Source organism: Streptacidiphilus alkalitolerans, assembly GCF_042511045.1.
Classification (GTDB): domain Bacteria; phylum Actinomycetota; class Actinomycetes; order Streptomycetales; family Streptomycetaceae; genus Streptacidiphilus; species Streptacidiphilus alkalitolerans.
On sequence record NZ_JBHEZX010000022.1, the window covers coordinates 25,105 to 48,619 of the forward strand.

Here is a 23,515-nt window from a genome sequence, read left to right on the forward strand (position 1 = left end):
TTTTCGACGCCTGCCCGGGGATGGGTGCGGGACTGTGACCTGCACCACGAAAGGAAGGCGTAACACTTCTCCGTCGGCAGCGATGTCTACGGGGGTGGCCGCACTTCGGTTACCCGTCATCACGTCCCGCAGTTTCCAGAATCCGCTCCCCTCGAGGGACCGGATTCTGTTCACTCACATCCGAGAGGTTGTTCGTGTCGGCCAGCACATCCCGTTCGCTCCCCCCCGAAATCGCCGAGTCCACCGCGCTGATGGCACTCATCGAGCGGGGTAAGGCACAGGGGCAGATCGCCGGCGATGACGTGCGCCACGCCTTCGAGGTGGACCAGATCCCGGTCACCAAGTGGAAGAACGTCATGCGCAGCCTCAACCAGGTCCTCGACGAGGAGGGTGTGACGCTGATGGTGAGCGCGGCGGAGTCGTCCGCCCCCAAGCGCACCCGGAAGAGCGTCGCCGCGAAGAGCACAGCGACCAAGGCGACCGCGACCAAGGCTGTGCCCTCGCGCAGCTCCGCCCCGACCACCACGACGACCACGACCACCACGACGACGGTCAGCGCCGCGGCGACCGGCGCCCCGGCCCGGGCCGCGGCCCCGCGCGCCGCCGCGGTGACGACGACCGCCGAGGTCACCGCCCAGGCCGACGCGTCGCAGGACTTCGACGGGTCCGCGGCGATCGTCGACGGGGTCGCCGCCCCGGCGAAGAAGGCCGCCGTGAAGAAGGCCGTCGCCAAGAAGGCGGCCCCGGCGAAGAAGACCGCGGCCAAGAAGACCGCCGCGGGCAAGGCCAAGTCCGACGAGGACCCCGGTACCGAGGACGAGGCGCTCGAGGACGACCGTCCCGCCAAGGCCGACGGCGAGGCCGGTGAGGGCGAGGAGGAGACCAAGGGCTTCACCCTCTCCGACGACGACGAGGACGACGCCCCGGCCCAGCAGGTCGCCGTGGCCGGTGCCACCGCCGACCCGGTCAAGGACTACCTCAAGCAGATCGGCAAGGTCCCGCTCCTCAACGCCGAGCAGGAGGTCGAGCTCGCCAAGCGGATCGAGGCCGGCCTCTTCGCCGAGGACAAGCTCGCCGCCGCCGACAAGCTGGCCCCCAAGCTCAAGCGCGAGCTGGAGATCATCGCCGAGGACGGCCGCCGCGCCAAGAACCACCTGCTGGAGGCCAACCTCCGCCTGGTGGTCTCGCTGGCCAAGCGCTACACCGGTCGCGGCATGCTGTTCCTGGACCTGATCCAGGAGGGCAACCTCGGTCTGATCCGCGCGGTCGAGAAGTTCGACTACACCAAGGGCTACAAGTTCTCGACCTATGCCACCTGGTGGATCCGGCAGGCGATCACCCGCGCCATGGCCGACCAGGCCCGCACCATCCGCATCCCGGTGCACATGGTCGAGGTCATCAACAAGCTGGCCCGGGTGCAGCGGCAGATGCTCCAGGACCTGGGCCGCGAGCCCACCCCGGAGGAGCTGGCCAAGGAACTCGACATGACCCCGGAGAAGGTGGTCGAGGTCCAGAAGTACGGCCGCGAGCCCATCTCCCTGCACACCCCCCTCGGTGAGGACGGCGACAGCGAGTTCGGCGACCTGATCGAGGATTCCGAGGCGGTCGTCCCGGCCGACGCGGTCAGCTTCACCCTGCTCCAGGAGCAGCTGCACTCGGTGCTGGACACGCTCAGCGAGCGCGAGGCCGGCGTGGTCTCGATGCGCTTCGGGCTGACCGACGGCCAGCCCAAGACCCTGGACGAGATCGGCAAGGTCTACGGCGTGACCCGCGAGCGGATCCGCCAGATCGAGTCCAAGACCATGTCCAAGCTGCGCCACCCGTCCCGCTCCCAGGTCCTGCGCGACTACCTGGACTAGACGCGCGGCAGCGACAGCAGAGCAGCGAACACACAGCAGCAGGGCCCCGGGCCCTGCTGCTGTTTTGTCACCCCTCACTCCTCGAAGGGATGTGCCGACCCTGCCGTGGCGCGCCGACCGGACACCTGGCGTGATCGCTCCCATACGCTGAGTGGCATTCATGTGCGGCAGCGGCGGAAGGCGACGGGTGGCGGTCAACAAGCGTGCGGCGGAGGGTGCCGGTTCGGCACGAGGGACCCGGAGGGGCGGACGCAGGGCGCTGCTGGTGCTGCTCGCCGCGCTGCCCGCGGCGGTGGTGCTGCCGCTGCCCGCCTCGGCCTCCGGGCCGCAGCTGCGGATCATCGGCGGGAGCCCCGCCGACACCGGGCAGGAGCCCTGGATGGTGGCCCTGGCCAGCCGCTCGGTCTACGGCGACTCCCGTTCCGGGCAGTTCTGCGGCGGGACGCTGGTGACCCCGACCAAGGTGGTCACCGCGGCGCACTGCCTCTACGACGAGTCGACCATGCGTCCGGCGAACCGCCCGGACCTGAAGGTGATCGTGGGCCGGACCGACCTGTCCGGCTCGGACGGCGACGAGGTCCCGGTGTCCGGGGTGTGGATCGACCCGGACTACTCGATGCGCAACAACACCTGGGACGTGGCGGTGCTCACCCTGGCCGAGCCGGAGACCGGCCGGGCCGTGCTGCCGCTGGTGGCGCAGGGGGCGACGGCCCCGTACGCGGCCGGGACCACGGCGACGGTCTACGGCTGGGGCGACACCTCGGGCAACGGGCAGTACCCGCTCGGCCTGCACGCGGTGCAGCTGCCGATGATCAGCGACAGCGTGTGCGCACGCGACTACCCCGGTGGTCCGGACGGCACGTTCCAGGCGCGGACCATGGTCTGCGCGGGTGAGCAGAGCACCGGCGGCAAGGACGCCTGCCAGGGGGACAGCGGCGGGCCGCTGGTGGTGGACGGGCTTCTGGTGGGCCTGGTGTCCTGGGGCACCGGCTGCGCCGAGGCGGGGCACCCGGGCGTCTACACCAGGGTCGCCGCGATGGCGGACGCGGTGCGGCGCCAGCTCTGAGGGCGGGGCGCAGCCGGGTGCTGACAGGGTGTGAGCGGCCGGTGGGCGCGCCGGAGTTGTGTGAGATACGACACAGGCCGGGCGGGGACCTCATGGTCACCGCCCGGCCTGCTGCCGTTGTTCAGCTCGTCGTCGGGGCTGCCTCTAGCGCAGCCCGGTGGAGCGCCTCAGTGATCCTCTTCGCCCGGGGAGGCGGGGGCGGCCGTCAGCCGGCCGGTCTCGTCCTGTATCTCAGCTGCGATCTTCTTCAACTCCGGCTCGAACTTGCGGCCGTGGTGAGCGCAGAAGAGCAGCTCGCCGCCGGATGCCAGCACAACGCGCAGGTAGGCCTGGGCGCCGCACCGGTCGCAGCGGTCAGCTGCGGTCAGCGGGCTCGCGGGGGTCAGAACTGTAGTCACGTCGCCTCTTCTCTAGCTCGACGAGCTGTCGTACCAGGGTCAACATCCAACCAGGCCGAAAACGTTCCCGCTCGCGGCTTTTCTTTTGTGTCGCTCGGGTGCCGGTCGGCCCGGCCGTTGAGCCGGGAAGGGGATCCCTTGCCGGGAGGCGAAGGGGAGTCTCGGGTGCGTCGTCCGCACGTGGATTTTTTCTCTTGTTGGAGAGGACGTGCCCCGAGGTTCAATGGTTCATGCCTGCTGCCGACTATGGCATGTGCGTCACTCGTTCGTGGTTTCGAACACCCGTACGAGGTACGCGTACCATAAGCGGCGATCAGGTCGGAGCAGAAGCCCCGCCCCGCACACCGGTAGCCTGCATCCCGGCAGCATTGACGCCATGGTGCACTGGCAGCCCTACTCGGAGCCAGGGGATTGACCCGTGTTCGCGCTCCGCGTAGCGCCGAAACGATGATCGACCAGCATCCGAGACGACGTCGAAGCAAGGCAGAGCAGGACAGAGCAACGCAGAGCTGGACCGAGCAGGACCCGAGAACGAGGAGTAGTACGCGCGTGACCGCCGAAACGACCGTGCAGACCGCCGCCCTCCGGGGCGGCGTGAGTTCCCCCAGCGACGGTTCCAACTACACCGCGCGGCACCTTCTCGTCCTGGAAGGACTGGAGGCCGTCCGCAAACGGCCGGGCATGTACATCGGGTCGACCGACAGCCGCGGCCTGATGCACTGCCTCTGGGAGATCATCGACAACTCCGTCGACGAGGCCCTGGGCGGCCACTGCGACCGGATCGAGGTCATGCTGCACGCCGACAACTCGGTCGAGGTCAGGGACAACGGCCGCGGCATCCCGGTGGACGTCGAGCCCAAGACCGGCCTCTCCGGGGTCGAGGTCGTGATGACCAAGCTGCACGCCGGCGGCAAGTTCGGCGGCGGTTCCTACTCGGCCTCCGGCGGCCTGCACGGCGTCGGCGCCTCGGTGGTCAACGCCCTCTCCGCCCGGCTGGACATCGAGGTCGACCGCACCGGCCACACCCACGCCATCAGCTTCCGCCGCGGCACCCCCGGCGCCTTCGCCGGGGAGGGCCCGGACAGCGGGTTCACCCCCGCCAACGGCCTCACCAAGGCCCGCAAGGCCCCCCGCGGCCGGACCGGGACCAGGACCCGCTACTGGGCCGACCGGCAGATCTTCCTCAAGGACGCCCAGCTGTCCCTGGACGGCCTGCACGCGCGGGCCCGGCAGACCGCCTTCCTGGTCCCCGGCCTGACCATCGTGGTCCGCGACGACCGGGCCATCGACGGCGCGCCCAGCGACGAGCAGACCTTCCACTACGACGGCGGCATCGCCGAGTTCTGCGACTTCCTGGCCCCCGACAAGGCCGTCTGCGACACCCTGCGGCTCCAGGGCACCGGCAGCTTCAAGGAGACCGTCCCGGTCCTCGACGACCGCGGCCACATGAACGCCACCGAGGTCACCCGGGAACTGGGCGTGGACATCGCGCTCCGCTGGGGCACCGGCTACGACACCACGCTGCGCTCCTTCGTCAACATCATCGCCACTCCCAAGGGCGGCACCCATGTGGCCGGATTCGAGCGCTCGCTCACCAAGACCCTGGGCGAGGCACTGCGTGCCGCCAAGCTGCTGCGGGTGGCCGAGGACGACATCACCAAGGACGACGCCACCGAGGGGCTGACCGCCGTGGTCACCGTCCGGCTGGCCGAGCCGCAGTTCGAGGGGCAGACCAAGGAGATCCTGGGCACCTCGGCCGCCACCCGGATCGTCTCGGCCGTGGTGGCCAAGGAGCTCAAGGCCTATCTGACCTCGCCCAAGCGGGACGACAAGGCGCAGGCCCGCGCGGTGATGGAGAAGGTCGTCGCCGCGGCCAGGACCCGGGTCGCGGCCCGGCAGCACAAGGAGGCCCAGCGCCGGAAGACCGCGCTGGAGACCAGCTCGCTGCCGGCCAAGCTGGCCGACTGCCGCAGCGACGACGTGGACCGCAGCGAGCTGTTCATCGTCGAGGGAGACTCCGCGCTGGGCACCGCCAAGGTCGCCCGCAACTCCGAGTTCCAGGCGCTGCTGCCGATCCGCGGCAAGATCCTCAACGTCCAGAAGGCCTCGGTCTCGGACATGCTGAAGAACGCCGAGTGCGCGGCGATCATCCAGGTGATAGGAGCCGGGTCGGGACGGACCTTCGACATCGACCAGGCCCGCTACGGCAAGATCGTGCTGCTCGCCGACGCCGATGTCGACGGCGCGCACATCCGCACCCTGCTGCTGACCCTGTTCCAGCGCTACATGCGGCCGATGATCGAGGCCGGCCGGGTGTTCTCGGCGGTGCCGCCGCTGCACCGGATCGAGCTGACCAACCCGCGCAAGGGCCAGGACAAGTACCTCTACACCTACTCCGACAGCGAGCTGCGCCACACCATGCTGGAGCTGCAGCGCAAGGGCCAGCGCTGGAAGGAGCCGGTGCAGCGCTACAAGGGCCTCGGCGAGATGGACGCGGACCAGCTGGCGGAGACCACGCTGGACCCGCGGCACCGTACCCTGCGCCGGATCAACGTCGGCGACCTGGAGGCGGCCGAGCGGGTGTTCGACATGCTGATGGGCAATGACGTCGCGCCCCGCAAGGAGTTCATCGTGGACTCGGCGGCGCTGATGGACCGCTCCCGCATCGACGCCTGAGCCGCTTCGGATCCGCTGGAGAAGGCCATCCACCCCAGGGTGGAGGGCCTTCTCCATCCGCGCTTCCACCCCTGCGCCGAGGCCGCTGAGCGGCCGGATCCGTAGATTCCGAGGTGTAGGAACCAGGCACCCACCTTGGAGCAGGTCATGAACAGCACAGCCAACGTCGCACTGGTCGTGGTGGTCGTCGTTTATGTCGTCGCCCGCCAGTTCCAACCCCGGCGGGTGAGCGCGGACGGCCGCAGGATGCTGGTCGTCCCGGCGCTGCTGGCCGTGCTGGCCTTCCGGGACGGCAACCTGGTGGACCCGACGCACAAGGCCGCCGCTGCCGCGCTGCTGGTGATCGGCATCGTCGTGGAGGTCGGCATGGGCTTCGCCTGGGGCTTCACCACCCGGATCTGGCGTGATGCGTCCGGCGCCGTCTGGTACAAGGGAACCAGGGCCACGGCCTTCGCCTGGACCGGCATGATCGTGGTCCGGGTGCTGCTCTACCTGCTGGCCTCCGCGCTGGGGGTCGCCAGCGGACAGGGCGCGCTGATGCTCTCGCTGGCCGCCGTCCTGCTGGTGCGCAAGGCGGTGGTGACCTGGCGGGCACGTGAGGTCGGCCCGTCGTACGGTGTCACTGCCGCAGGCTGACGGACAGACAGGAACGCTGTGGACAACTGGACCGAGTGGCCCTCGGCGGAAGCCCTCAAACGCGAGGGCCTCGCCGCCCCCCGGCACTGGGTCGGGCTGGCCGGGCGCTATCTCGGCCTGGGTGCGGCGCTGTGGACCACCTACGCCCAGAGCGACCTCAGCGGTCCGGAGAAGTGGCAGGTCGGCCTGGTCGCGGCGGTCGGCATGGGCGGCTTCTGGGCCTTTCTGCACACCGTGCCGCAGAAGCGGATCGGCCGCTCGCTCGGCTGGCTGGCGCTGGTGCTGGCGCAGGCCCTGTTCGCCACCGTGAACCACGCCCCGGCCCTGGGAATCGTCCTGATCTGCTGCCTCGCCATCGGCAGCACCCAGCGGCTGCCGCTGGTGGTCGCGGTACCGGCCACCAGCCTGGCCGCGCTGCTGTTCCTGCTGCTGGTGCCGGACCCCGACTCCTGGCTGGGGAACGCGGCGATCATCTTCGGCCTCGGGGTGCTCGGCTACGTCATCCGGCTGGACTGGGAGGCCCGGGGGTCCACCCAGCGGCTGCTGCAGCAGGAGCGGGCGGCCAGGACCGCCGAGGCGGAGGCCGCGGCCCTCGCTGAGCGGTCCAGGATCGCCAGGGAGATCCACGACGTCCTGGCCCACAGCCTCTCCGCGCAGCTGGTGCACCTGGAGGCCGCCCGGCTGATGCTGGACGCCGGGGCGGACCGGGCGCAGCTGCGCGAACGCATCGTCGCCGCCCGGCGGATGGCGCAGGACGGCCTGGCCGAGACCCGGCAGGCGCTGTCCGCGCTGCGCGGGGACTTCGCCCCGGTCGGCGACTACCTGAAGGAACTGGTCGAGCAACTTCCGGGCGCGACGCTGGAGGTGCACGGGCTGCCCCGGCCGCTGGAGGCCGAGACCGGGGTCGCGGTGCGGCGCACGGCGCAGGAGGCGCTGACCAATGTGCGCAAGCACGCCCCCGGCGCGTCCTGCGCGCTCCGGCTGTCGTACCTCGACGCCACGGTCGAACTGGAGGTCGTGAACGGCGCGGCCGAGGGCGGACCCGCGGGTGAACTCGCGACGGCCGGCAGTGGCCTGGGGCTGCTGGGGATGCGCGAACGCGCCGAACTGCTGGGCGGATCGCTGGTCGCGGCACCCGAGGCGGAGGGCTTCCGGGTCCTGCTGACGCTGCCCGCGGGCTGAGGTACACCCGTCCTCGAACGGTCCCCCTAAGGTGAGGGCATGAGCGAGAAGGCGGTAAGGGTGCTGGTCGCGGACGACCAGAAGGTGGTGCGGGAGGGCATTGTGATGCTGCTCGGACTGCTGCCGGGGATCGAGGTGGTCGGCGCGGCGGCGGACGGCGAGGAGGCGGTGGCACTGGCCGCCGAACAGGCCCCCGACGTGGTCCTGATGGACCTTCGGATGCCGCGCTGCGACGGGGTGGAGGCGACCAGGCGGATCCGGACCGCGCGGCCGGAGACCGAGGTGGTGGTGCTGACCACCTACGCCGACGACGACTCGCTGTTCCCCGCGCTGGAGGCGGGCGCCCGGGGGTATCTGACCAAGGACGCCGGGGCGGAGGAGATCGCCAGGGCCATCACCGACGTCCGGTCCGGTGCGGCGGGGCTGTCGCCGCGGATCCAGGCGCGGCTGCTGGAACGGCTGGCCACGGCGGCACCGGCACCGGCTGCGCCGAGCACGACCGCCGTCCCGCCGGGGCCCGTGCTCCCGCCGGCCTCGGCGGCAGCACGGGGGCTGCCGGACGGTCTGACGGTGCGTGAGGCGGAGGTGCTGGGCCTGATCGCGGAGGGCCTGTCCAACACCGAGATCGCCACCCGACTGTTCGTCAGCATGGCCACGGTCAAGACCCACATCAACAACCTCTTCGCCAAGACCGGGGTCAGGGACCGGGCCCAGGCGGTCGGCTACGCCTACCGTCACGGCCTGTCACGGGAGGGGTGACGCTACTTCACCTGATGGAGTGAACGTCCGCACACCGGACCACATGAGCACGGCCCGCTGACCATCCTGGAGGCGGCGGGTCAGCCACGCACTCCCAGGCACGACAGGGGGCTCCCGTCACTCCATCGACGCGGGAGCACAGTTGTTGAGACATCGGGAATCCACATCGACGCCCACGGAGCAGGAGCCGTCGGCGCCGCACGAAGGGATGCCCGCAGGGGGTGGTCCGGAGCAGGGCGGGGGCGGGTTCGACTGGTGGGCGGCGCCCCAGCAGCGGGCCGCCCGCCCGCCGGAGGCGGTCTCCGAGGCCGCGCCGTTCGCGGAGGTCCCGGTGCCCGAGGCACGGGTCGGGGTCAGGGCCGAGGCCGAGGCAGGGGCTGCCGCCGAGACCGCGGCTGAGGCCGAGGCCCCGACCGAGGTCATGGCCGAGCTGGTGCAGGCCGCGCCGGTCCGGGCCGTGGAGCCGGAGCCCGACCCCGGTCCCAGCTCCTGGTTCGGTGCCGGTCCCGAGCCGGACCCGGGCCCGGAACCGCCGGCGGCGGAGTCCGCCGCCGCGGTGTACCGGCATGTCCAGGCGGGGGAGGAGTTCCAGGAGATCCGCCGGGAGTACCGCAGCTTCGTCTTCCCGGCCTGCGCCGCCTTCCTGGCCTGGTACCTGCTCTACATCATCGCCGCTGTCACCCTCCCCGCGCTGATGGACCGCCAGGTCGCGGGCCCGTTCAACGTGGCCTGGGTGCTCGGCCTGCTGCAGTTCGCCAGCACCTTCCTGATCACCTGGCTCTACGCGCGGCACGCCCGCGACCGAAGGGACCGCATGGCACTCGGCCTGCGCTGGGAGACCCAGGACCGGCTCCGGTGAGCGGCGGTGCGGGCAGCCTCGCCACCGTGCTCTTCGTGGTGGTGGTCGTGGTCACCCTGGGCATCACCGCCTGGGCCGGCCGCCGCAACCGCGCGGCCGAGGACTTCTACGCGGGGGGCCGCGACTTCAGTCCCCTGCAGAACGGTTTCGCCATTTCCGGCGACTACATGTCGGCCGCCTCGTTCCTCGGCGTCACCGGTCTGATCGCGCTCTACGGCTACGACGGCCTGCTCTACACCATCGGCTTCCTGGTGGCCTGGCTGGTGGTGCTGATGCTGGTCGCCGAGCTGGTCCGGAACTGCGGCCGCTACACCATGGGCGATGTGCTGGCGATGCGGATGCGGCAGCGCCCGGTGCGGGCGGCGGCCGGGATCTCCTCGATCGTGGTGTCGCTGTTCTACCTGCTGGCGCAGATGGTGGGCGCGGGCAGTCTGGTGTCGCTGCTGCTCGGGCTGCACTCCAGCCAGGCCAGGGCCTGGGCGATCATCGGCGTGGGGGCGCTGATGGTGGTCTATGTGACGGTCGGCGGGATGAAGGCGACCACCTGGATCCAGATCGTCAAGTGCGTGCTGCTGATGGCCGGTGCGGCCGGGCTCTGCGTGCTGGTGCTGATCCGCTTCCACGGCGACCTGGGCACGCTGGCCCGCTCCGCCGCGCACGGCAGCGGCTACGGGCACAGCTACCTCGAACCGGGCCGCAAGTACGGCGGCAGCGCGACCAACCGGCTGGACTTCGTCAGCCTGGGCATCGCCCTGGTGCTCGGCACCGGCGGCCTGCCGCACATCCTGGCCCGCTTCTACACCGTGCCCACGGCGCGGGCGGCGCGGCGGTCGGCGATGTGGGCGATCGGGCTGGTCGGCTCGTTCTACCTGATGACCATCGTGCTCGGGCTGGGGGCGGCGGCGCTGGTCGGCGCCACCGCGGTGAAGGCCTCCAACGAGGCGGGGAACACCGCGGTGCCGCTGCTGTCGGAGGTGCTCGGCGGCGGTGCCGGCAGCAATGGAGGAACGATCCTCTTCGCACTGACCTCGGCGGTGGCCTTCGCCACCATCCTGGCCGTGGTCGCCGGGCTCACCCTGGCCTCGTCCGCCTCCTTCGCCCACGACCTGTGGGCCAGGGCGTTCCGCCACCCGGAGGAGGAACCGCCGACCGAGCACCAGGAGGTGGTGGTGGCCAGGATCGCCGCGGTGGTGATCGGCGCGCTGGCCATCGTGCTCAGCCTGTACGCACAGAAGCTCAATGTGGCCTTCCTGGTGGGGATCTCCTTCGCCGTGGCGGCCTCGGCGAACCTCCCGGCGCTGCTGTTCAACCTGTTCTGGCGCCGCTTCACCACCCGTGGCGCCACCTGGGCCATCTACGGCGGGCTGGTCCCGGCACTGGTGCTGGTGGTCTTCTCGCCGGTGGTCTCGGGCAGCCCGGCCGCGATCTTCCCCGGGGTGGACTTCCACTGGTTCCCGCTGCAGAACCCGGGGATCGTCTCGATCCCGTGCGGCTTCCTGTTCGGCTGGCTGGGCACGGTCACCTCCCGCGAGCGGGCCGATCCGGACGCCTACGCGGAACTGGAAGTGCGCTCGCTCACCGGCGCCGGCGCGGTGTGAACCGCGTGGACGGAGGGGCCGGCGGACCGGCCGGGCGGACGGTTCCGGCCACAGGGCCCCGGACGTGACGAGGCCTCCGGGCGCGACGGGGGAGGCGCGCCCGGAGGCAGTTCCAGCGTAACGCCTGCAACCGGTTCCGCGTCGGCACTTCGGCTCTCTCGGGGTCAGTTACTTTGCCGTCTGAACAAAAAGACCGCCGGTGTCGACGTCATAGCGGTCCGGGTTGGTGGGGAGCTTCAGGCAGCTCTCGGAGCGGGCCGTTTCGGCGGCGCTGCGGTGGACCCGCACGGTCCAGCTGCGGCCGTCGCCGTGGGCGACCGTGACGGACCAGGTGTCCGCGTCGACCGGGGTCTGGCGGACCGTCAGCGCCTCTGCCAGGTCCTCGCCGATCTGCTCGCGGACGGCCAGTTCGGCGGCCTGGCCCGGGCGGTCCCAGGAGGAACGGCCCCGGCACCACTCCGGGACCATCCGCCCCTCCCTGGTGGCCCCCAGGATCTCCTTGGCGGTGTGCGCGGACATCCGTCCGTAGGCGTAGCCGTAGGGCAGCACCAGCATGGTGGGGGAGAAGCGGTGGCCGCCCAGGTGGGTGACCTCCCAGACCTGGGCGTGGCCGCTGGCGGCCAGTTCGGCGGCCAGCGGGCGGCCGAGCAGCGCGCAGCAGCGGTCACGGCGGCCGTTGGTGCACACCAGCGCCAGCGGCTCGCCCCGGTACTCCTGGCCGATACCGCCGTGGTCGCCCGCGGCCAGCGCGGCGAAGTCGTACCCGAGCAGCTCCGCGGGGTCGTCCAGGACCAGTTCGCGGATCCAGGAGCGGCCGGGGGCGGTGTGCGCGAGGTAGACCTGCCGGCTCGGCGCGGGCGGCGCGTCGGCATGGCGTCCGGGACGGCGGATCAGTGCGATCCGCAGCCCGGTGCCCTTGGCCCGGGCCTCGAGCGCGCGGCCGAACTCAGGGTCCAGGTGGCTCTGGGTGAGGGCCTTGGCACCCCAGGGGCCCGGCTGCTCCAGCAGCAGCCAGGTGGCGCCCGTGGCGGCAGTGCCGCTCATTGGCTCAATCAGTTCCCTTGACAGGGTGGTGCAGGTGCTCACTCAAGCAAGGTTAGCCTTACCGGCTTGATTTTCCGCCCCGGGTTGCTGCAAGGGGGTTGGGCAGCAGGGTCCACTGGTCACCCGGGGGCTGCTCGGCCAGCCGCATCAGGCTCAGCGCCTTGACCGGCAGCGGCTGTTCCAGCAGCGCCCGCCGGTCCTCCGCGACCAGCACCCCGGCCGCCTCCCGCGCTGCCTGGGCCACCACGGCCCACAGTTCGTGCTCCACCGTGCGGACGCCGCCGCCGAGTTGGGCGACCAGGCTGCTGAGGGTGCCGCCGAGCAGCGAACCCAGCAGCTTGCGGCGCAGCACGGCCGGATCGTCGTCGAGGACACGGCCGCCGAGGCCGACCGGGCGCACCCCGATCGCGGCCAGCCGGGCCGGGCTGACCCGGACATCGGCGAGATCCCGGTAGACCAGCCGCTGCGGCCGGTCCTGCCGGTCCAGTACCACCAGCAGGTTCTGGCCGTGCGCCTCCAGCGCCACCCCCCAGGACAGCAGCCGCAGCAGCGGCGGCCAGGCCAGCCGGGCCAGCGCGCCCAGCCAGGCCACCGGGTCGCCCCCGCCCGGGACCGCGGTGACCGCCGCCAGCGGCAGCACCCGCTCGCCGGGGCCGGCGTGGATCTCGGGGGACTCCCGCAGCAGCACCGCCAGGTCCGGGCTGAGCCCGTCCGCCGCGCCCCCGGCGCTCCCGCCGCTCCCCGCGCCGGTGTGGCCGCTCGCCGCGGCCAGGTTGCGGGTGATCAGCAGGTCCCCGCCGAGCCGGTCGGTCACCGCCGCCAGCAGCGCCGACAGCGCCGAACTGGTCAGCACCGAGCCGCCGGAGATGTCCCGCACCGAGGAGGTCATCCGCAGCGACAGCGCGGTCTTGATGTGCGGGCCGCCGCCGACCGGGGCCAGCGTCCGCACCGCCATCAGCGGGTCCGCGGCCAGCGGGCCCTCCGCGGCGGGGAAGCCCAGCTCCGGCAGCACCTCGCGGAGCTGCCAGGGATGGGCCGGCAGCAGCAGTCGCCCCCGGCCGTCGCGCAGCGAATCCGGCCAGTCGCCGACCACCGTGCAGGCCGAGGGCGGCAGCGGGACCAGGCCGAGCTGCACCACCGGCCGGTGCTCGGGGGCGTAGGCCAGCTGGTCGGCGACGGTGAAGCCGGGGCGGCTGCGGCAGCAGGGGTGGTAGGGATGGCCGTCCACCACGCTCTGCTCGTACCCGACCAGGCCGGCGTCGGCCCGGTCGGCCCCGCCGCCGCGCGGGGGCGCACCGGCGCGGGAGAGCGCGAGCGAGGCCGTGCTGTGCTCCAACTCAGCGGCGAAGCCCTCCCCGCCGATCAGGCCCAGCGCGCCGACCAGCCGGGCCGGATGCCGGAAGCCGCGGCCGTCCGCCCACACCTCGAACTCGTCCTTGGGGGCGCCCACGTCGTAGCCTCGCACCTCGGGTCCGCTCAGCCGGTGCTGTGCGGCGCCGGGCAGCCGCTCGAACCGCAGCGAGCGCCACAGCCGGGCCAGCACGGCGGCCCTGGCCCCCGGCAGGGCCGCACGGAAGGCGGGCACCAGGTCCGGACGGACGGCGGCCAACTCCTCGGCGAAGGCGGTTTCCACTGGGGTCTCCGGCGAACCCGGATCGGGAAGCATGAGTCAGGTCATACCAGGGTTTGCCGTGGATCACCGCAGGAGACTGGTCCAGAGGGTCGGAACACTGCAGCTGGGAGAGGTCGGCGGGATGAGCGTGAGCGAGGGGCGGGCGGATGACCTGGCGAAAACGGCGCTGCTCAGCTGCGTGGTCCGGGAGCTGGCCGTGCCCGACGGCGAGGGCCTGCTGCTGCCCGCCACCGGGCAGCGGCTGACGGTCCGTCCGGGGCGTCGGCCGAGCCGTCCGGAACTGGTCGACGCGCGGGGGCGGTCCACCGCGCTCTCGCTGGACGGGCTGGTCGCCGTCGCCGCGAGCGAACTGCGGGCCCGCACCGGGACGGACAACACCACGCTCGCGGGTGAGATCGCGGACAGCCGGGACGTGATCGCGGAGCTGCTCGCCGCCCGTGCCCGGCTCAGCCCGCCCGACGACCTGTTCCTGCGCTCGGAGCAGGCCCTGGTCGCCGGCCACCGCCAGCACCCCGCCGCCAAGACCCGGGGCGGCGGCCCGGCCGGCGCCTGGCTGCCGTACGCGCCGGAGGCGTACGCCGCCTTCCCACTGACCCTGCTGGCCGTGCGCGAGGACCTGCTCGCGGGGGAGGGCGACAGCGCGGTGCTGGACCAGCTCTGGGGCGACCGGGCCCCGGCGGGCTACCGGATCCTGCCCGCCCACCCCTGGCAGCTCCGGCTGCTGGACCGCCATCCGGCCCTGGACGCCGCCCTGGGCGACGGACGGCTGCGGGTGCTCGGACCGACCCCGGAACTCGCCTGGGCGACCTCCTCGATCCGCACGGTGTACCTGCCCGGGGCCGACCTCTTCCTGAAGTTCAGCCTGGATGTGCGGATCACCAATGACATCAGGCGGCTGTGGCTGCGCGACCTGCGCTGGCTGGTCCCGGTCGACGAGGTGCTGGCGAAGAGCTTCGGCGACGCCCCCGGCGCCGCCGCCATGCTCGCCGACCACGGCTACCGGACGGCGGCGGTCGGCGGCGTGGACGGCTACGAGGCGTTCGCGGTGCTGGTCCGGGCCGGGTTCGGCGGAGCGGAGGATCCGCCGCTGCTCGCGGCCGGGCTCAGCGAGGGCTTCCCGGGCAGCCCGCTGGACCGGCTGGCCGACGACGCGTCCGCGCTCCGCTGGTGGCGCCGCTACGTCGAGCAGGTGGTGCCCCCGGTGCTGCACGCCTATCTGCGGCACGGCGTCGTCCTGGAGTGCCATCTGCAGAACGTCCTGGTGGGGATGGACGCCGAGGGCTTCCCCGACCGCGCGGTGTTCCGCGACCACGAGGGGGTCAAACTGCTGCGGCAGTGGCACGGCGAACTGCTGGGCAGCCTCGGCCCGGACGTTCCCACCCCCGGGCTCTCCGCCGCCGACGGCTGGAAGCGGCTGGTCTACTGCCTGGTGACGAACCATCTGCTGGAGATCGCCGGGGCGGTCGCCGAACGCCGCCCCGGCACCGCCGCCGCGCTCTGGCCGCTGGCCCGCCCGGTCTTCGCCGCCTACGCCGACCACCAGGAGGTCGCCGACCTGCTGGCCGCGCCGACCGTCCCGGCGAAGACCAACCTCCTGCTCCGCTGGACCGGCGCGGACGGCGGCGATTCGGCCTACACCCCGCTGCCCAACCCGCTGGCCCGCTGACGCAGCGTCAGACGTCGGGGATGTCCGCCTTGGCCCGGAGCAGGGTCTCCCTGCTGATGACCACGATCTTCTCGTAGTCGGCACGCCCCGCGTCGGCGGGCAGGAGGCCGTCGAGCGCTGCCGTCATCTCCGTGCCGATGACGGCGAACCGGCCGTCGGAGAGCTCAAAGATATCCGGGCAGGTCTGGCCAGTTGCGCTTCCGCGCTCTCTGGGGCTCGCCCCAATTCTGCGCACAATGTCCACAGGGTGACTTCCGAGAACTTTCCAGCGACGGGCATGCGTCCTGGCCCGACGCATCAACGGCGGCCCCAGGTCGCCATGATGGCACCTCATCAAACCCTTGTGCAGCGGAAGTTGGCAACTTTCACTGCTCCATCCGGAGTAGTCCCCAGTCACCCGTCAGGCCACTCGCAACCCGTCCGGAGGATCGGGAGGCTGTTGCAGAATGCTATCGATCAGTTGTCCGAATTTGTACTCCGTCGATTCCTGGTTCAGCAGGGCTCTGGCCGATGCGCTGGCGACCCAGTACTCCCGGAAGATCGGACTCCTGGCGACCCCGTGGATGTGTCCGAGGATGTTCGTTTCGTCGATGACGTGCAGTTCGTGGTTGAGGAGGAGGTGGGAGAAGATCAGGTTCGCGTAGAGGTACTGCCGGACCTGCTCGGCGGGGATGCTGTCGTCGTAGGACCAGAGCTTTGCGAGCGAGTCGTCGTCGATCGCCATCTTGATCAGGTCCATGTGCAGTTTGCGCATCTCGGTCTCGGCCGAGCGGTGGAGTTCCCATTGCGACTTCCCCAGGGAGTCGCGCTGCATCGCCAGTTCCCGACGCTGCATCACTGTGGTGACGATGACCAGGAGCAGGGCGATGCCCGAGAAGACAGCGCTGCCGGCGTCGAAGTACTGCCCCACCGTGCCGAGGTCTTTCGCCCGGCCCATGCTTCCGGAGAGGGAGACGACGGAGTCGTTCATCCAGCCGCTCAGAGCCACGCACGCCACGGCGATGACGGCGAGCAGGATCAGAGCGACCAGGACCTTCCATGTGTACTGCCAGACCGTTCCTGCCGTGCCCTCGGTGCTGTCCATCGGCGACCCCCGAATCCTGCCGGGGCGCGACTCAGCGAACTTCCGCTGGGCGGGAACTCACAGCGCGCCTGGGTGGATGTGCTGCGCATGGCTGCCGAGCAACACTGGTCGGCCGGCCACGAGCGCCAGAGGTGAGACGGTTTCGCCCCGACGCCTCCCTCCTGTGATGCCCTGCACGGCAGCCTGGAAACGACGCCGGAGTGCTGGTTCGCGGGCCAGGAGCCAAGCGGGGGACGCCAGATGATGGTGCGTCAGGCAGGTGCGTACGGGATTCGCCTCGCACCGGCCTGACGCATCGTCACTCCGCTACGCCGGGCCGGCCACCGCGGCGATCTGCTTGGCCAGGGGGACGCCCGAGCCGTCGCGGCGGGGGTCACGGCCGGGGAGTTCGGCGGGGGAGCCGTTGGCGGTCGCGGCGCGGGCGGGGGAGGCCCCGGCCCAGGCCAGGACCAGCTTGTCCTCGCCGCGCAGGAAGCGCTGGCAGCGCACCCCGCCGGTGGCCCGCCCCTTGCGCGGGTACTGGTCGAACGGGGTGGCCTTCGCGGTGCCCAGGCCGCCGAGGCCGTCCAGCGCGTCGGTGGATCCGGCGACGGTGACCACCACGGCGTCCGCGGCCGGGTCCACGGCCGTGAACGACAGCACCCGGGCGCCGTCCGCCAGCTTGATTCCGGCCATGCCCCCGGCCGGGCGCCCCTGCGGGCGGACCTGGGCGGCCTGGAACCGCAGCAGCTGGGCGTCGGAGGTGATGAAGACCAGTTCCTCCTCGCCGGTGCGCAGCTCGGTCGCGCCGACCACCCGGTCGCCGTCCCGCAGGCCGATCACCTCGAACTCGTCCTTGTTCTCCGGCCAGTCCGGGACCACTCGCTTGACCACGCCCTGCTCGGTGCCCAGGGCCAGGCCGGGGGAGGACTCGTCCAGCGTGGTCAGCGCCAGCACCCGTTCGCCCGCGTCCAGCTTGAGGAACTCGGCGACCGGCGCGCCGCCGGAGAGCACCGGGGCGTTGGAGCTGGGCGGCAGCGACGGCAGGTCGATCACCGGCAGCCGCAGCACCCGTCCGGCCGAGGTGACCGCGCCGATGTCGGCCCTGGCCGTCGCCGTGACCGTGGAGACCACCAGGTCGTGCCTGGCCCGGCCGCTGTCGCCGTCCGCCGGACTGATCTCGTCTGAGGTCCTGGCCAGCAGCCCGGTCGAGGAGAGCAGCACCCGGCAGGGGTCGTCCGCGACCTCCAGCGGCACCGCGGCGGCGGCCACCGCGCCGCTCTCCAGCAGCACCGTGCGCCGCTCGGTGCCGAACTTCTTCGCCACCGCGGCCAGCTCGTCGGAGACCACCTTGCGGAGCAGGGTGTCCGACTCCAGGATCTCGGTCAGCCCGAGGATCTCGGTCCGCAGCTTCTCCTGCTCGGCCTCCAGCTCGACCTGGTCGAAGCGGGTGAGCCGGCGGAGCGGGGTCTCCAGGATGTAGAGGGTCTGCGTCTCGGACAGGCCGAAGTGCTCCATCAGCCGGTCCTTGGCCATCGCGGTGTTGTCGCTGCCGCGGATGATCCGGATGACCTCGTCGATGTCGATCAGGGCCACCAGCAGGCCCTCGACCAGGTGCAGCCGGTCCTGGCGCTTGGTCCTGCGGAACTCGGAGCGCCGGCGGACCACCTCGAAGCGGTGGTCGACGTAGACCTCCAGCAGCTCCTTCAGACCCAGCGTCAGCGGCTGGCCGTCGACCAGGGCCACGTTGTTGATGCCGAAGGACTCCTCCAGCGGGGTCAGCTTGTAGAGCTGCTCCAGCAGCGCCTCGGGGACGAAGCCGTTCTTCACCTCGATGACCAGCCGCAGCCCGTGCGAGCGGTCGGTCAGGTCCTTGATGTCCGAGATGCCCTGCAGCTTCTTGGCGTTGACCAGGTCCTTGATCTTGGCGATGACCTTCTCCGGGCCCACCGTGTAGGGGAGCTCGGTCACCACCAGGCCCTTGCGGCGCGGGGTGACGTCCTCCACCGAGACCTTGGCGCGGATCTTGAAGGTGCCGCGGCCGTTCTCGTAGGCGTCCCTGATCCCGCTCAGGCCGACGATCCGGCCGCCGGTGGGCAGGTCGGGGCCGGGCACGAAGCGCATCAGGGTGTCGAGGTCGGCGCTCGGATGCTTGATCAGATGCCGGGCGGCGGCCACCACCTCGCCGAGGTTGTGCGGCGGCATGTTCGTCGCCATCCCGACCGCGATCCCTGACGAGCCGTTGACCAGCAGGTTCGGGAAGGCGGAGGGCAGGACCCCGGGCTCCTGCTCGCTGCCGTCGTAGTTGGGGGCGAAGTCGACGGTGTCCTCGTCGATCGACTCCACCATCGCCATCGACGCGGCGGCGAGCCTGGCCTCGGTGTAGCGCATCGCGGCCGGCGGGTCGTCGTTGCCCAGCGAGCCGAAGTTGCCGTGACCGTCGATCAGCGGCAGCCGCATCGAGAACGGCTGCGCCATCCGGACCAGGGTGTCGTAGATGGAGGCGTCACCGTGCGGGTGCAGCCGGCCCATCACCTCGCCGACCACGCGGGCGCTCTTCACATAGCCGCGGTCGGGGCGCAGGCCCATCTCGTTGGCCTGGTACAGCACCCGGCGGTGGACCGGTTTGAGGCCGTCCCGCGCGTCGGGGAGCGCACGGGAGTAGATCACCGAGTAGGCGTACTCCAGGAAGGAGCCCTGCATCTCGTCCACGACGTCGATGTCGAGGATCCGCTCCTCGAAATCCTCGGGCGGCGGGGTCTGCGAACTGCGGCGGGCCATCGCGGCGGGGCTCCCTTGCACTCACGGATCTATGACGGACGTATCGGGTACGGGCCCCATTGTGGCCCCTCGCGCCGACAGTCCCGTGACAGGGCTGTTGCACGGACCTGCGGGGAACGCTCGCAGCGAACAGCCGCACGGTCCGGGACGGTCTTTCGTTGGACCTGTGTTGGACCACAATGAGGCACGCAGCACCATGCGGCACACAGCACGAGGCACGCAGCAGTACGAGGCACGCAGCAGCTACCGAGCGGAAGGACGACGAGCGGATGGCCCACCCGGCCCACAGCACCACCGACGGAACCGCAGCCATCGACGGAACCGGCATCATCGAGCACACCCTGGCCAACGGCCTGCGGGTGGTGCTCTCCGAGGACCACCTCACCCCGGTCGCGGCCGTGTGCCTCTGGTACGACGTCGGCTCCCGCCACGAGGTCAAGGGCCGCACCGGCCTGGCCCACCTGTTCGAGCACCTGATGTTCCAGGGCTCCGCGTCCGTTCCCGGCAACGGCCACTTCGAGCTGGTCCAGGGCGCGGGCGGCTCGCTCAACGGCACCACCAGCTTCGAGCGCACCAACTACTTCGAGACCATGCCGACCCACCAGGTCGAGCTGGCGCTGTGGCTGGAGGCCGACCGGATGGGCTCGCTGCTGTCCGCCCTCGACCTGTCGGGACTGGACAACCAGCGCGCGGTGGTCAAGAACGAGCGCCGCCAGCGCTACGACAACGTGCCCTACGGCACCGCGTTCGAACGCCTGGTCGCGATGGCCTTCCCGGACGGCCATCCGTACCACCACACCCCGATCGGCTCGATGGCGGACCTGGACGCGGCCACCCTCGCCGACGCCCAGGACTTCTTCCGCACCTACTACGCGCCCAACAACGCGGTGCTCTCGGTGGTCGGCGACATCGACCCGGAGCAGACCCTGCTGTGGATCGAGAAGTACTTCGGCAGCATCCCCTCGCACGACGGCAAGCGCCCGCCCCGCGACGGCAGCACCGTGGTCCGCGACGGCGTGGCGCCGCTGCGCCAGCACCTGGTGGAGGAGGTCCCCTCGCAGGCGCTGATGGCCGCGTACCTGCTGCCGCTTGACGGCACCCGCGAGGCCGACGCCGCCGACCTGGCGCTCACCATCCTCGGCTCGGGCGAGTCCAGCCGGCTCTACAACCGGCTGGTCCGCCGCGACCGCACCGCGGTCACCGCCGGGTTCGGGCTGCTGCGCCTGGCCGGTGCGCCCTCGCTGGGCTGGCTGGACGCCAAGACCTCCGGCGAGGCCGAGATCACCACCGTCGAGGCCGCCGTGGACGAGGAGCTCGCCCGCTTCGCCGCCGAGGGCCCCACGCCGGAGGAACTGGAGCGCGCCCAGGCGCAGATCGAGCGGGAGTGGCTGGACCGGCTGGACACCGTGAACGGGCGGGCCGACGAACTGTGCCGCTACGCGGTGCTGTTCGGCGACCCCAAGCTGGTGGACGGCGCGCTGGCGAAGGTGCTCGACGTGACGGCGGAGGAGGTCAGGGCGGTGGCCGCGCGCTATCTGACCCCGGACAACCGCGCCGTGCTGACGTACGAGCCCGCGCAGCCGACCGACGCAGACGCAGACGCCGATGACGCCGACTCAGACGCCGCAGACTCCGACGCCGCAGACTCCGAGGACGTGAACCGATGACCATCGCCTCCACGATGACCTTCCACCCCCGCCCCGAGCCGGGCGAGGCCACCCCCTGGGCGTTCCCCACACCGACCCGGAGCACCCTGCCCAACGGGCTCACCGTGCTGCGCTGCGACCGCCCCGGCCAGAAGCTGGTGGCCGTCGAACTCATCCTGGACGCCCCGCTCTCGGCCGAGCCGGCCGGCCTGGACGGTGTCGCCACCATCCTCGCCCGCGCCTTCTCCGAGGGGACGCGGGACCTCAGCGCCGAGGAGTTCGCCGCCGAGCTGGAGCGGGCCGGGGCCAACCTGGACGCCCACGCCGACCACAGCTCGCTGCGGCTCTCGCTGGAGGTCCCGGCCTCCCGGCTGGAGCGCGGCTTGACCCTGCTCGCCGACGCGGTGCGGGCCCCCGCGCTGCCCGAGGCCGAGATCGAGCGGGTGGTCGCCAACCGGCTGGACGAGATCGTGCACGAGCTCGCCAACCCCGGCCGCCGGGCCGCGTTCGCGCTCTACGGCGACCTCTTCGACGCCGCCGACCGGATCTCCCGCCCCCGGGCCGGCACCGCCGACACGGTCAAGGACATCGACCGCGCGGCCGTGGCCGACTTCTACGCCGCGCACGTGCGCCCGTCCACCGCGACGGCCGTGATCGTCGGGGACTTCTCCGCCGTCGACTTCGACGCCGTGCTCGCGGCCACCCTGGGCGACTGGACCGGCACCCCGGCCGAGGCCTCCCTCCCCGAGCCGGTCACCGCCGACGACACCGGCCGCGTGATCATCGTCGACCGGCCGGGCTCGGTGCAGACCCAGCTGCTGATCGGCCGGATCGGCCCGGACCGGCACGACCCGTCCTGGGCCGCGCAGATCCTCGGCACCTACTGCCTCGGCGGCACCCTCACCTCGCGCCTCGACAAGGTCCTGCGCGAGGAGAAGGGCTACACCTACGGGGTCCGCGCCTTCGCCCAGCCGCTGCGCTCGGCGGCGGACGGCAGCGGCCGGGCGATGCTGGCGATCTCCGGATCGGTGGACACCGAGTCCACCGTCCCGGCGCTCACCGACACCCTGGCCATCCTGCGCACCCTCGCCGCCGAGGGCCTCACCGACGAGGAGCGCGACATCGCCGTGCAGAACCTGGTCGGAGTGGCGCCGCTGCGCTACGAGACCGCGTCGGCGGTCTGCTCCACCCTGGCCGACCAGGTGGAGCAGGGCCTCCCCGACGACTACCAGGCGCAGGTCTACCGCCGGCTGACGGGCACCAGCACGGCCGAGGCGACGGCCGCCGTGGTGGCCGCCTTCCCGCCGGACCGGCTGGTCACCGTCCTGGTGGGTGACGCGGCATCAATTGCCGCTCCGCTCAAGGACATCGGCCTCGGCGAGGTCACCGTCGTGCACGCCTGACGCAGCGTCGGTGCCCGGCGGCGGTGGTGAGCGGAAGCACCCCCTTCCGCCCGCCACCGCCGCCGCGGCGGCGAGCCCGGCCACGGCCGCTGCCGCGGTGAACACCGCCGTCGCGCCGGAACGGTCGAGGAGCGCCCCCGCGAAGCCCGTGCCCACGGACATGCCGAGGTTGTAGCAGGTGTTCACCCAGGCCCCGGCCTCCAGTTGGGAGCCCTCCGGGAACAGCGCGTCCACCAGCAGATAGGCCGTGATCAGCAGCAGGTCGGCGCAGACCCCCAGGCCCAGGAAGGCGACGGCGGCGACCGGGACCGCCGGCAGCAGGGCCGGCAGCGCGAAGCAGACGGCGCCAGCGACGGCCAGTGGCGCCAGCCGGCGTCCGGGCCAGGACCGCCAGCTCCGCTTCCCGTAGACCAGCCCGCCGACCGCCCCGCCCACCGAGCTGAGCGTCAGCAGCGTGCCTGCGGTACCCGCGCCCCAACTGGCCACGGACGCGATCTCCAGCACGGCCAGGCCGCAGGCCGAGCCGAGCACGACCAGCAGCATGACGGCGAACTCCGGTCGGCGCAGCGGGCCGCGCGCCGGGCGCGGGTCCGCCGCGCGGCCCGCTGTGCCGGCTGCGCGGTCGGTCGGGCGCAGCCGGGCCGGTGCGCGCCGGAGCGCTCTCGCGAGCGCCGGGAAGCCGACCAGGACCAGCCCCGCGCAGACCGTCAGCGCCAGCGGCGCGGACCCCGCGCCGATCAGCGCCCCGCCGAGGGCCGGACCCGCGGCGAAGACGGTGGACTCGGAGACGGTGTCCAGGCTGAGCGCCCGCTGCCGCTGCCGCGGGTCGGCCGCGAGCCGGCCCCACAGGGCTCGCATCAGCGGGCCGACCGGGGGTGGGAACAGGCCGGTGACTCCGGCCAGGGTGATCGCGAACCAGGGGGCGGCCCCGGTCCGGCCGGTCGCGGCGGTCACCGCGAGCAGCCCGGCATAGAGGACGGCGAACAGCATCAGGGTGCGCGGACGCCGCTCGACCAGGCGCGCCCTGGCCGGCCCGAGCACCGCGCTGACCAGGCCGAAGAGACCGGCGGCGGTTCCGGCGACGGCGTAGGAGCCAGTGGCCTGGCGCAGCGTCAGCAGCAGCGGCAGGCCCAGCAGTCCGTAGGACAGCCGGGCCAGCATGGCGGCGGCGAACAGGCCGAGGGCATGGGGGAGCAGCAGGACAGCGCGATAGGACGCACTGCCCCCGAGAGGGCGTGACATGGGA

At 72.0% G+C, this 23,515-nt stretch carries 18 protein-coding genes; 11 read left to right on the forward strand and 7 right to left on the reverse strand.

The window, feature by feature from the left end:
• Positions 1–194: 194 nt before the first annotated feature.
• Both ACEZDG_RS33480 and ACEZDG_RS33485 read left to right on the forward strand, forming a co-directional pair.
• Positions 195–1,859 carry an RNA polymerase sigma factor gene (locus ACEZDG_RS33480; protein WP_380517326.1) on the forward strand — a complete coding sequence of 555 codons (1,665 nt, stop codon included), beginning with the start codon at positions 195–197 and terminating at the stop codon, positions 1,857–1,859.
• A 160-nt stretch (positions 1,860–2,019) separates the two neighbouring features.
• A complete protein-coding gene (locus ACEZDG_RS33485) occupies positions 2,020–2,925 on the forward strand; it encodes a S1 family peptidase (RefSeq protein WP_380517577.1) in 906 nt (301 codons plus the stop codon).
• 167 nt (positions 2,926–3,092) lie between these two features.
• Here the strand turns inward: ACEZDG_RS33485 and ACEZDG_RS33490 are convergent, their stop codons facing one another.
• A complete protein-coding gene (locus tag ACEZDG_RS33490) occupies positions 3,093–3,323 on the reverse strand; it encodes a DUF7455 domain-containing protein (protein WP_380517328.1) in 231 nt (76 codons plus the stop codon).
• A 549-nt stretch (positions 3,324–3,872) separates the two neighbouring features.
• Between ACEZDG_RS33490 and ACEZDG_RS33495 the strand changes: the two genes are divergently transcribed.
• The 6 genes from ACEZDG_RS33495 to ACEZDG_RS33520 all read left to right on the forward strand — a co-directional run bounded on the left by ACEZDG_RS33495 (position 3,873) and on the right by ACEZDG_RS33520 (position 11,033).
• Positions 3,873–5,999, forward strand: coding sequence for a DNA gyrase/topoisomerase IV subunit B (locus ACEZDG_RS33495; protein WP_380517331.1), 2,127 nt, complete (start codon positions 3,873–3,875; stop codon positions 5,997–5,999).
• 147 nt (positions 6,000–6,146) lie between these two features.
• Entirely contained in the window at positions 6,147–6,635 is a 489-nt protein-coding gene (locus tag ACEZDG_RS33500) for a DUF1453 domain-containing protein (RefSeq protein WP_380517334.1), read from the forward strand.
• A gap of 18 nt (positions 6,636–6,653) precedes the next feature.
• Positions 6,654–7,817: a sensor histidine kinase gene (locus ACEZDG_RS33505; protein ID WP_380517336.1), complete on the forward strand. Its 1,164-nt coding sequence runs from the start codon at positions 6,654–6,656 to the stop codon at positions 7,815–7,817.
• A 39-nt stretch (positions 7,818–7,856) separates the two neighbouring features.
• On the forward strand, positions 7,857–8,576 hold the full coding sequence (locus ACEZDG_RS33510; RefSeq protein WP_380517339.1) for a response regulator: 720 nt from the start codon (positions 7,857–7,859) through the stop codon (positions 8,574–8,576).
• Positions 8,577–8,997: 421 nt separating this feature from the next.
• The gene (locus ACEZDG_RS33515; RefSeq protein WP_415860287.1) at positions 8,998–9,435 is read left to right on the forward strand and encodes a DUF485 domain-containing protein; all 438 of its coding nucleotides are present in this window, start codon (positions 8,998–9,000) and stop codon (positions 9,433–9,435) included.
• Entirely contained in the window at positions 9,432–11,033 is a 1,602-nt protein-coding gene (locus ACEZDG_RS33520) for a solute symporter family protein (RefSeq protein WP_380517343.1), read from the forward strand. Before ACEZDG_RS33515 ends, ACEZDG_RS33520 begins: the two co-directional genes overlap by 4 nt.
• Before the next feature lie 168 nt (positions 11,034–11,201).
• Here the strand turns inward: ACEZDG_RS33520 and ACEZDG_RS33525 are convergent, their stop codons facing one another.
• Together ACEZDG_RS33525 and ACEZDG_RS33530 are read right to left on the reverse strand one after the other, a co-directional pair.
• Positions 11,202–12,119 carry a sucrase ferredoxin gene (locus ACEZDG_RS33525; RefSeq protein WP_380517346.1) on the reverse strand — a complete coding sequence of 306 codons (918 nt, stop codon included), beginning with the start codon at positions 12,117–12,119 and terminating at the stop codon, positions 11,202–11,204.
• A gap of 16 nt (positions 12,120–12,135) precedes the next feature.
• Positions 12,136–13,710 (reverse strand): IucA/IucC family protein, encoded by a 1,575-nt coding sequence (locus ACEZDG_RS33530; protein WP_380517349.1) that lies wholly within the window; start codon positions 13,708–13,710, stop codon positions 12,136–12,138.
• A 121-nt stretch (positions 13,711–13,831) separates the two neighbouring features.
• On the opposite strand from ACEZDG_RS33530, the gene ACEZDG_RS33535 reads away from it, so the two are divergent.
• A complete protein-coding gene (locus tag ACEZDG_RS33535) occupies positions 13,832–15,376 on the forward strand; it encodes an IucA/IucC family protein (protein ID WP_380517351.1) in 1,545 nt (514 codons plus the stop codon).
• Positions 15,377–15,383: 7 nt separating this feature from the next.
• Here ACEZDG_RS33535 and ACEZDG_RS33540 read toward each other — a convergent pair whose 3' ends face one another.
• The 3 genes from ACEZDG_RS33540 to ACEZDG_RS33550 form a co-directional block, all read right to left on the reverse strand.
• Positions 15,384–15,620 (reverse strand): hypothetical protein, encoded by a 237-nt coding sequence (locus tag ACEZDG_RS33540; RefSeq protein WP_380517354.1) that lies wholly within the window; start codon positions 15,618–15,620, stop codon positions 15,384–15,386.
• A 156-nt stretch (positions 15,621–15,776) separates the two neighbouring features.
• Positions 15,777–16,460, reverse strand: a complete 684-nt coding sequence (locus tag ACEZDG_RS33545; RefSeq protein ID WP_380517357.1) for a DUF6082 family protein — start codon at positions 16,458–16,460, stop codon at positions 15,777–15,779.
• A gap of 306 nt (positions 16,461–16,766) precedes the next feature.
• Complete coding sequence (locus ACEZDG_RS33550; RefSeq protein WP_380517359.1) at positions 16,767–19,220, reverse strand: DNA gyrase/topoisomerase IV subunit A; 2,454 nt, start codon at positions 19,218–19,220, stop codon at positions 16,767–16,769.
• A 269-nt stretch (positions 19,221–19,489) separates the two neighbouring features.
• Between ACEZDG_RS33550 and ACEZDG_RS33555 the strand changes: the two genes are divergently transcribed.
• Complete coding sequence (locus ACEZDG_RS33555) at positions 19,490–20,887, forward strand: M16 family metallopeptidase (protein ID WP_380517362.1); 1,398 nt, start codon at positions 19,490–19,492, stop codon at positions 20,885–20,887.
• Positions 20,884–22,269, forward strand: a complete 1,386-nt coding sequence (locus ACEZDG_RS33560) for a M16 family metallopeptidase (RefSeq protein ID WP_380517365.1) — start codon at positions 20,884–20,886, stop codon at positions 22,267–22,269. The genes ACEZDG_RS33555 and ACEZDG_RS33560 overlap by 4 nt, the downstream gene beginning before the upstream one ends.
• Here the strand turns inward: ACEZDG_RS33560 and ACEZDG_RS33565 are convergent.
• Entirely contained in the window at positions 22,210–23,511 is a 1,302-nt protein-coding gene (locus tag ACEZDG_RS33565; RefSeq protein ID WP_380517368.1) for an MFS transporter, read from the reverse strand. The genes ACEZDG_RS33560 and ACEZDG_RS33565 overlap by 60 nt on opposite strands.
• Between the last annotated feature and the right edge of the window lie 4 nt (positions 23,512–23,515).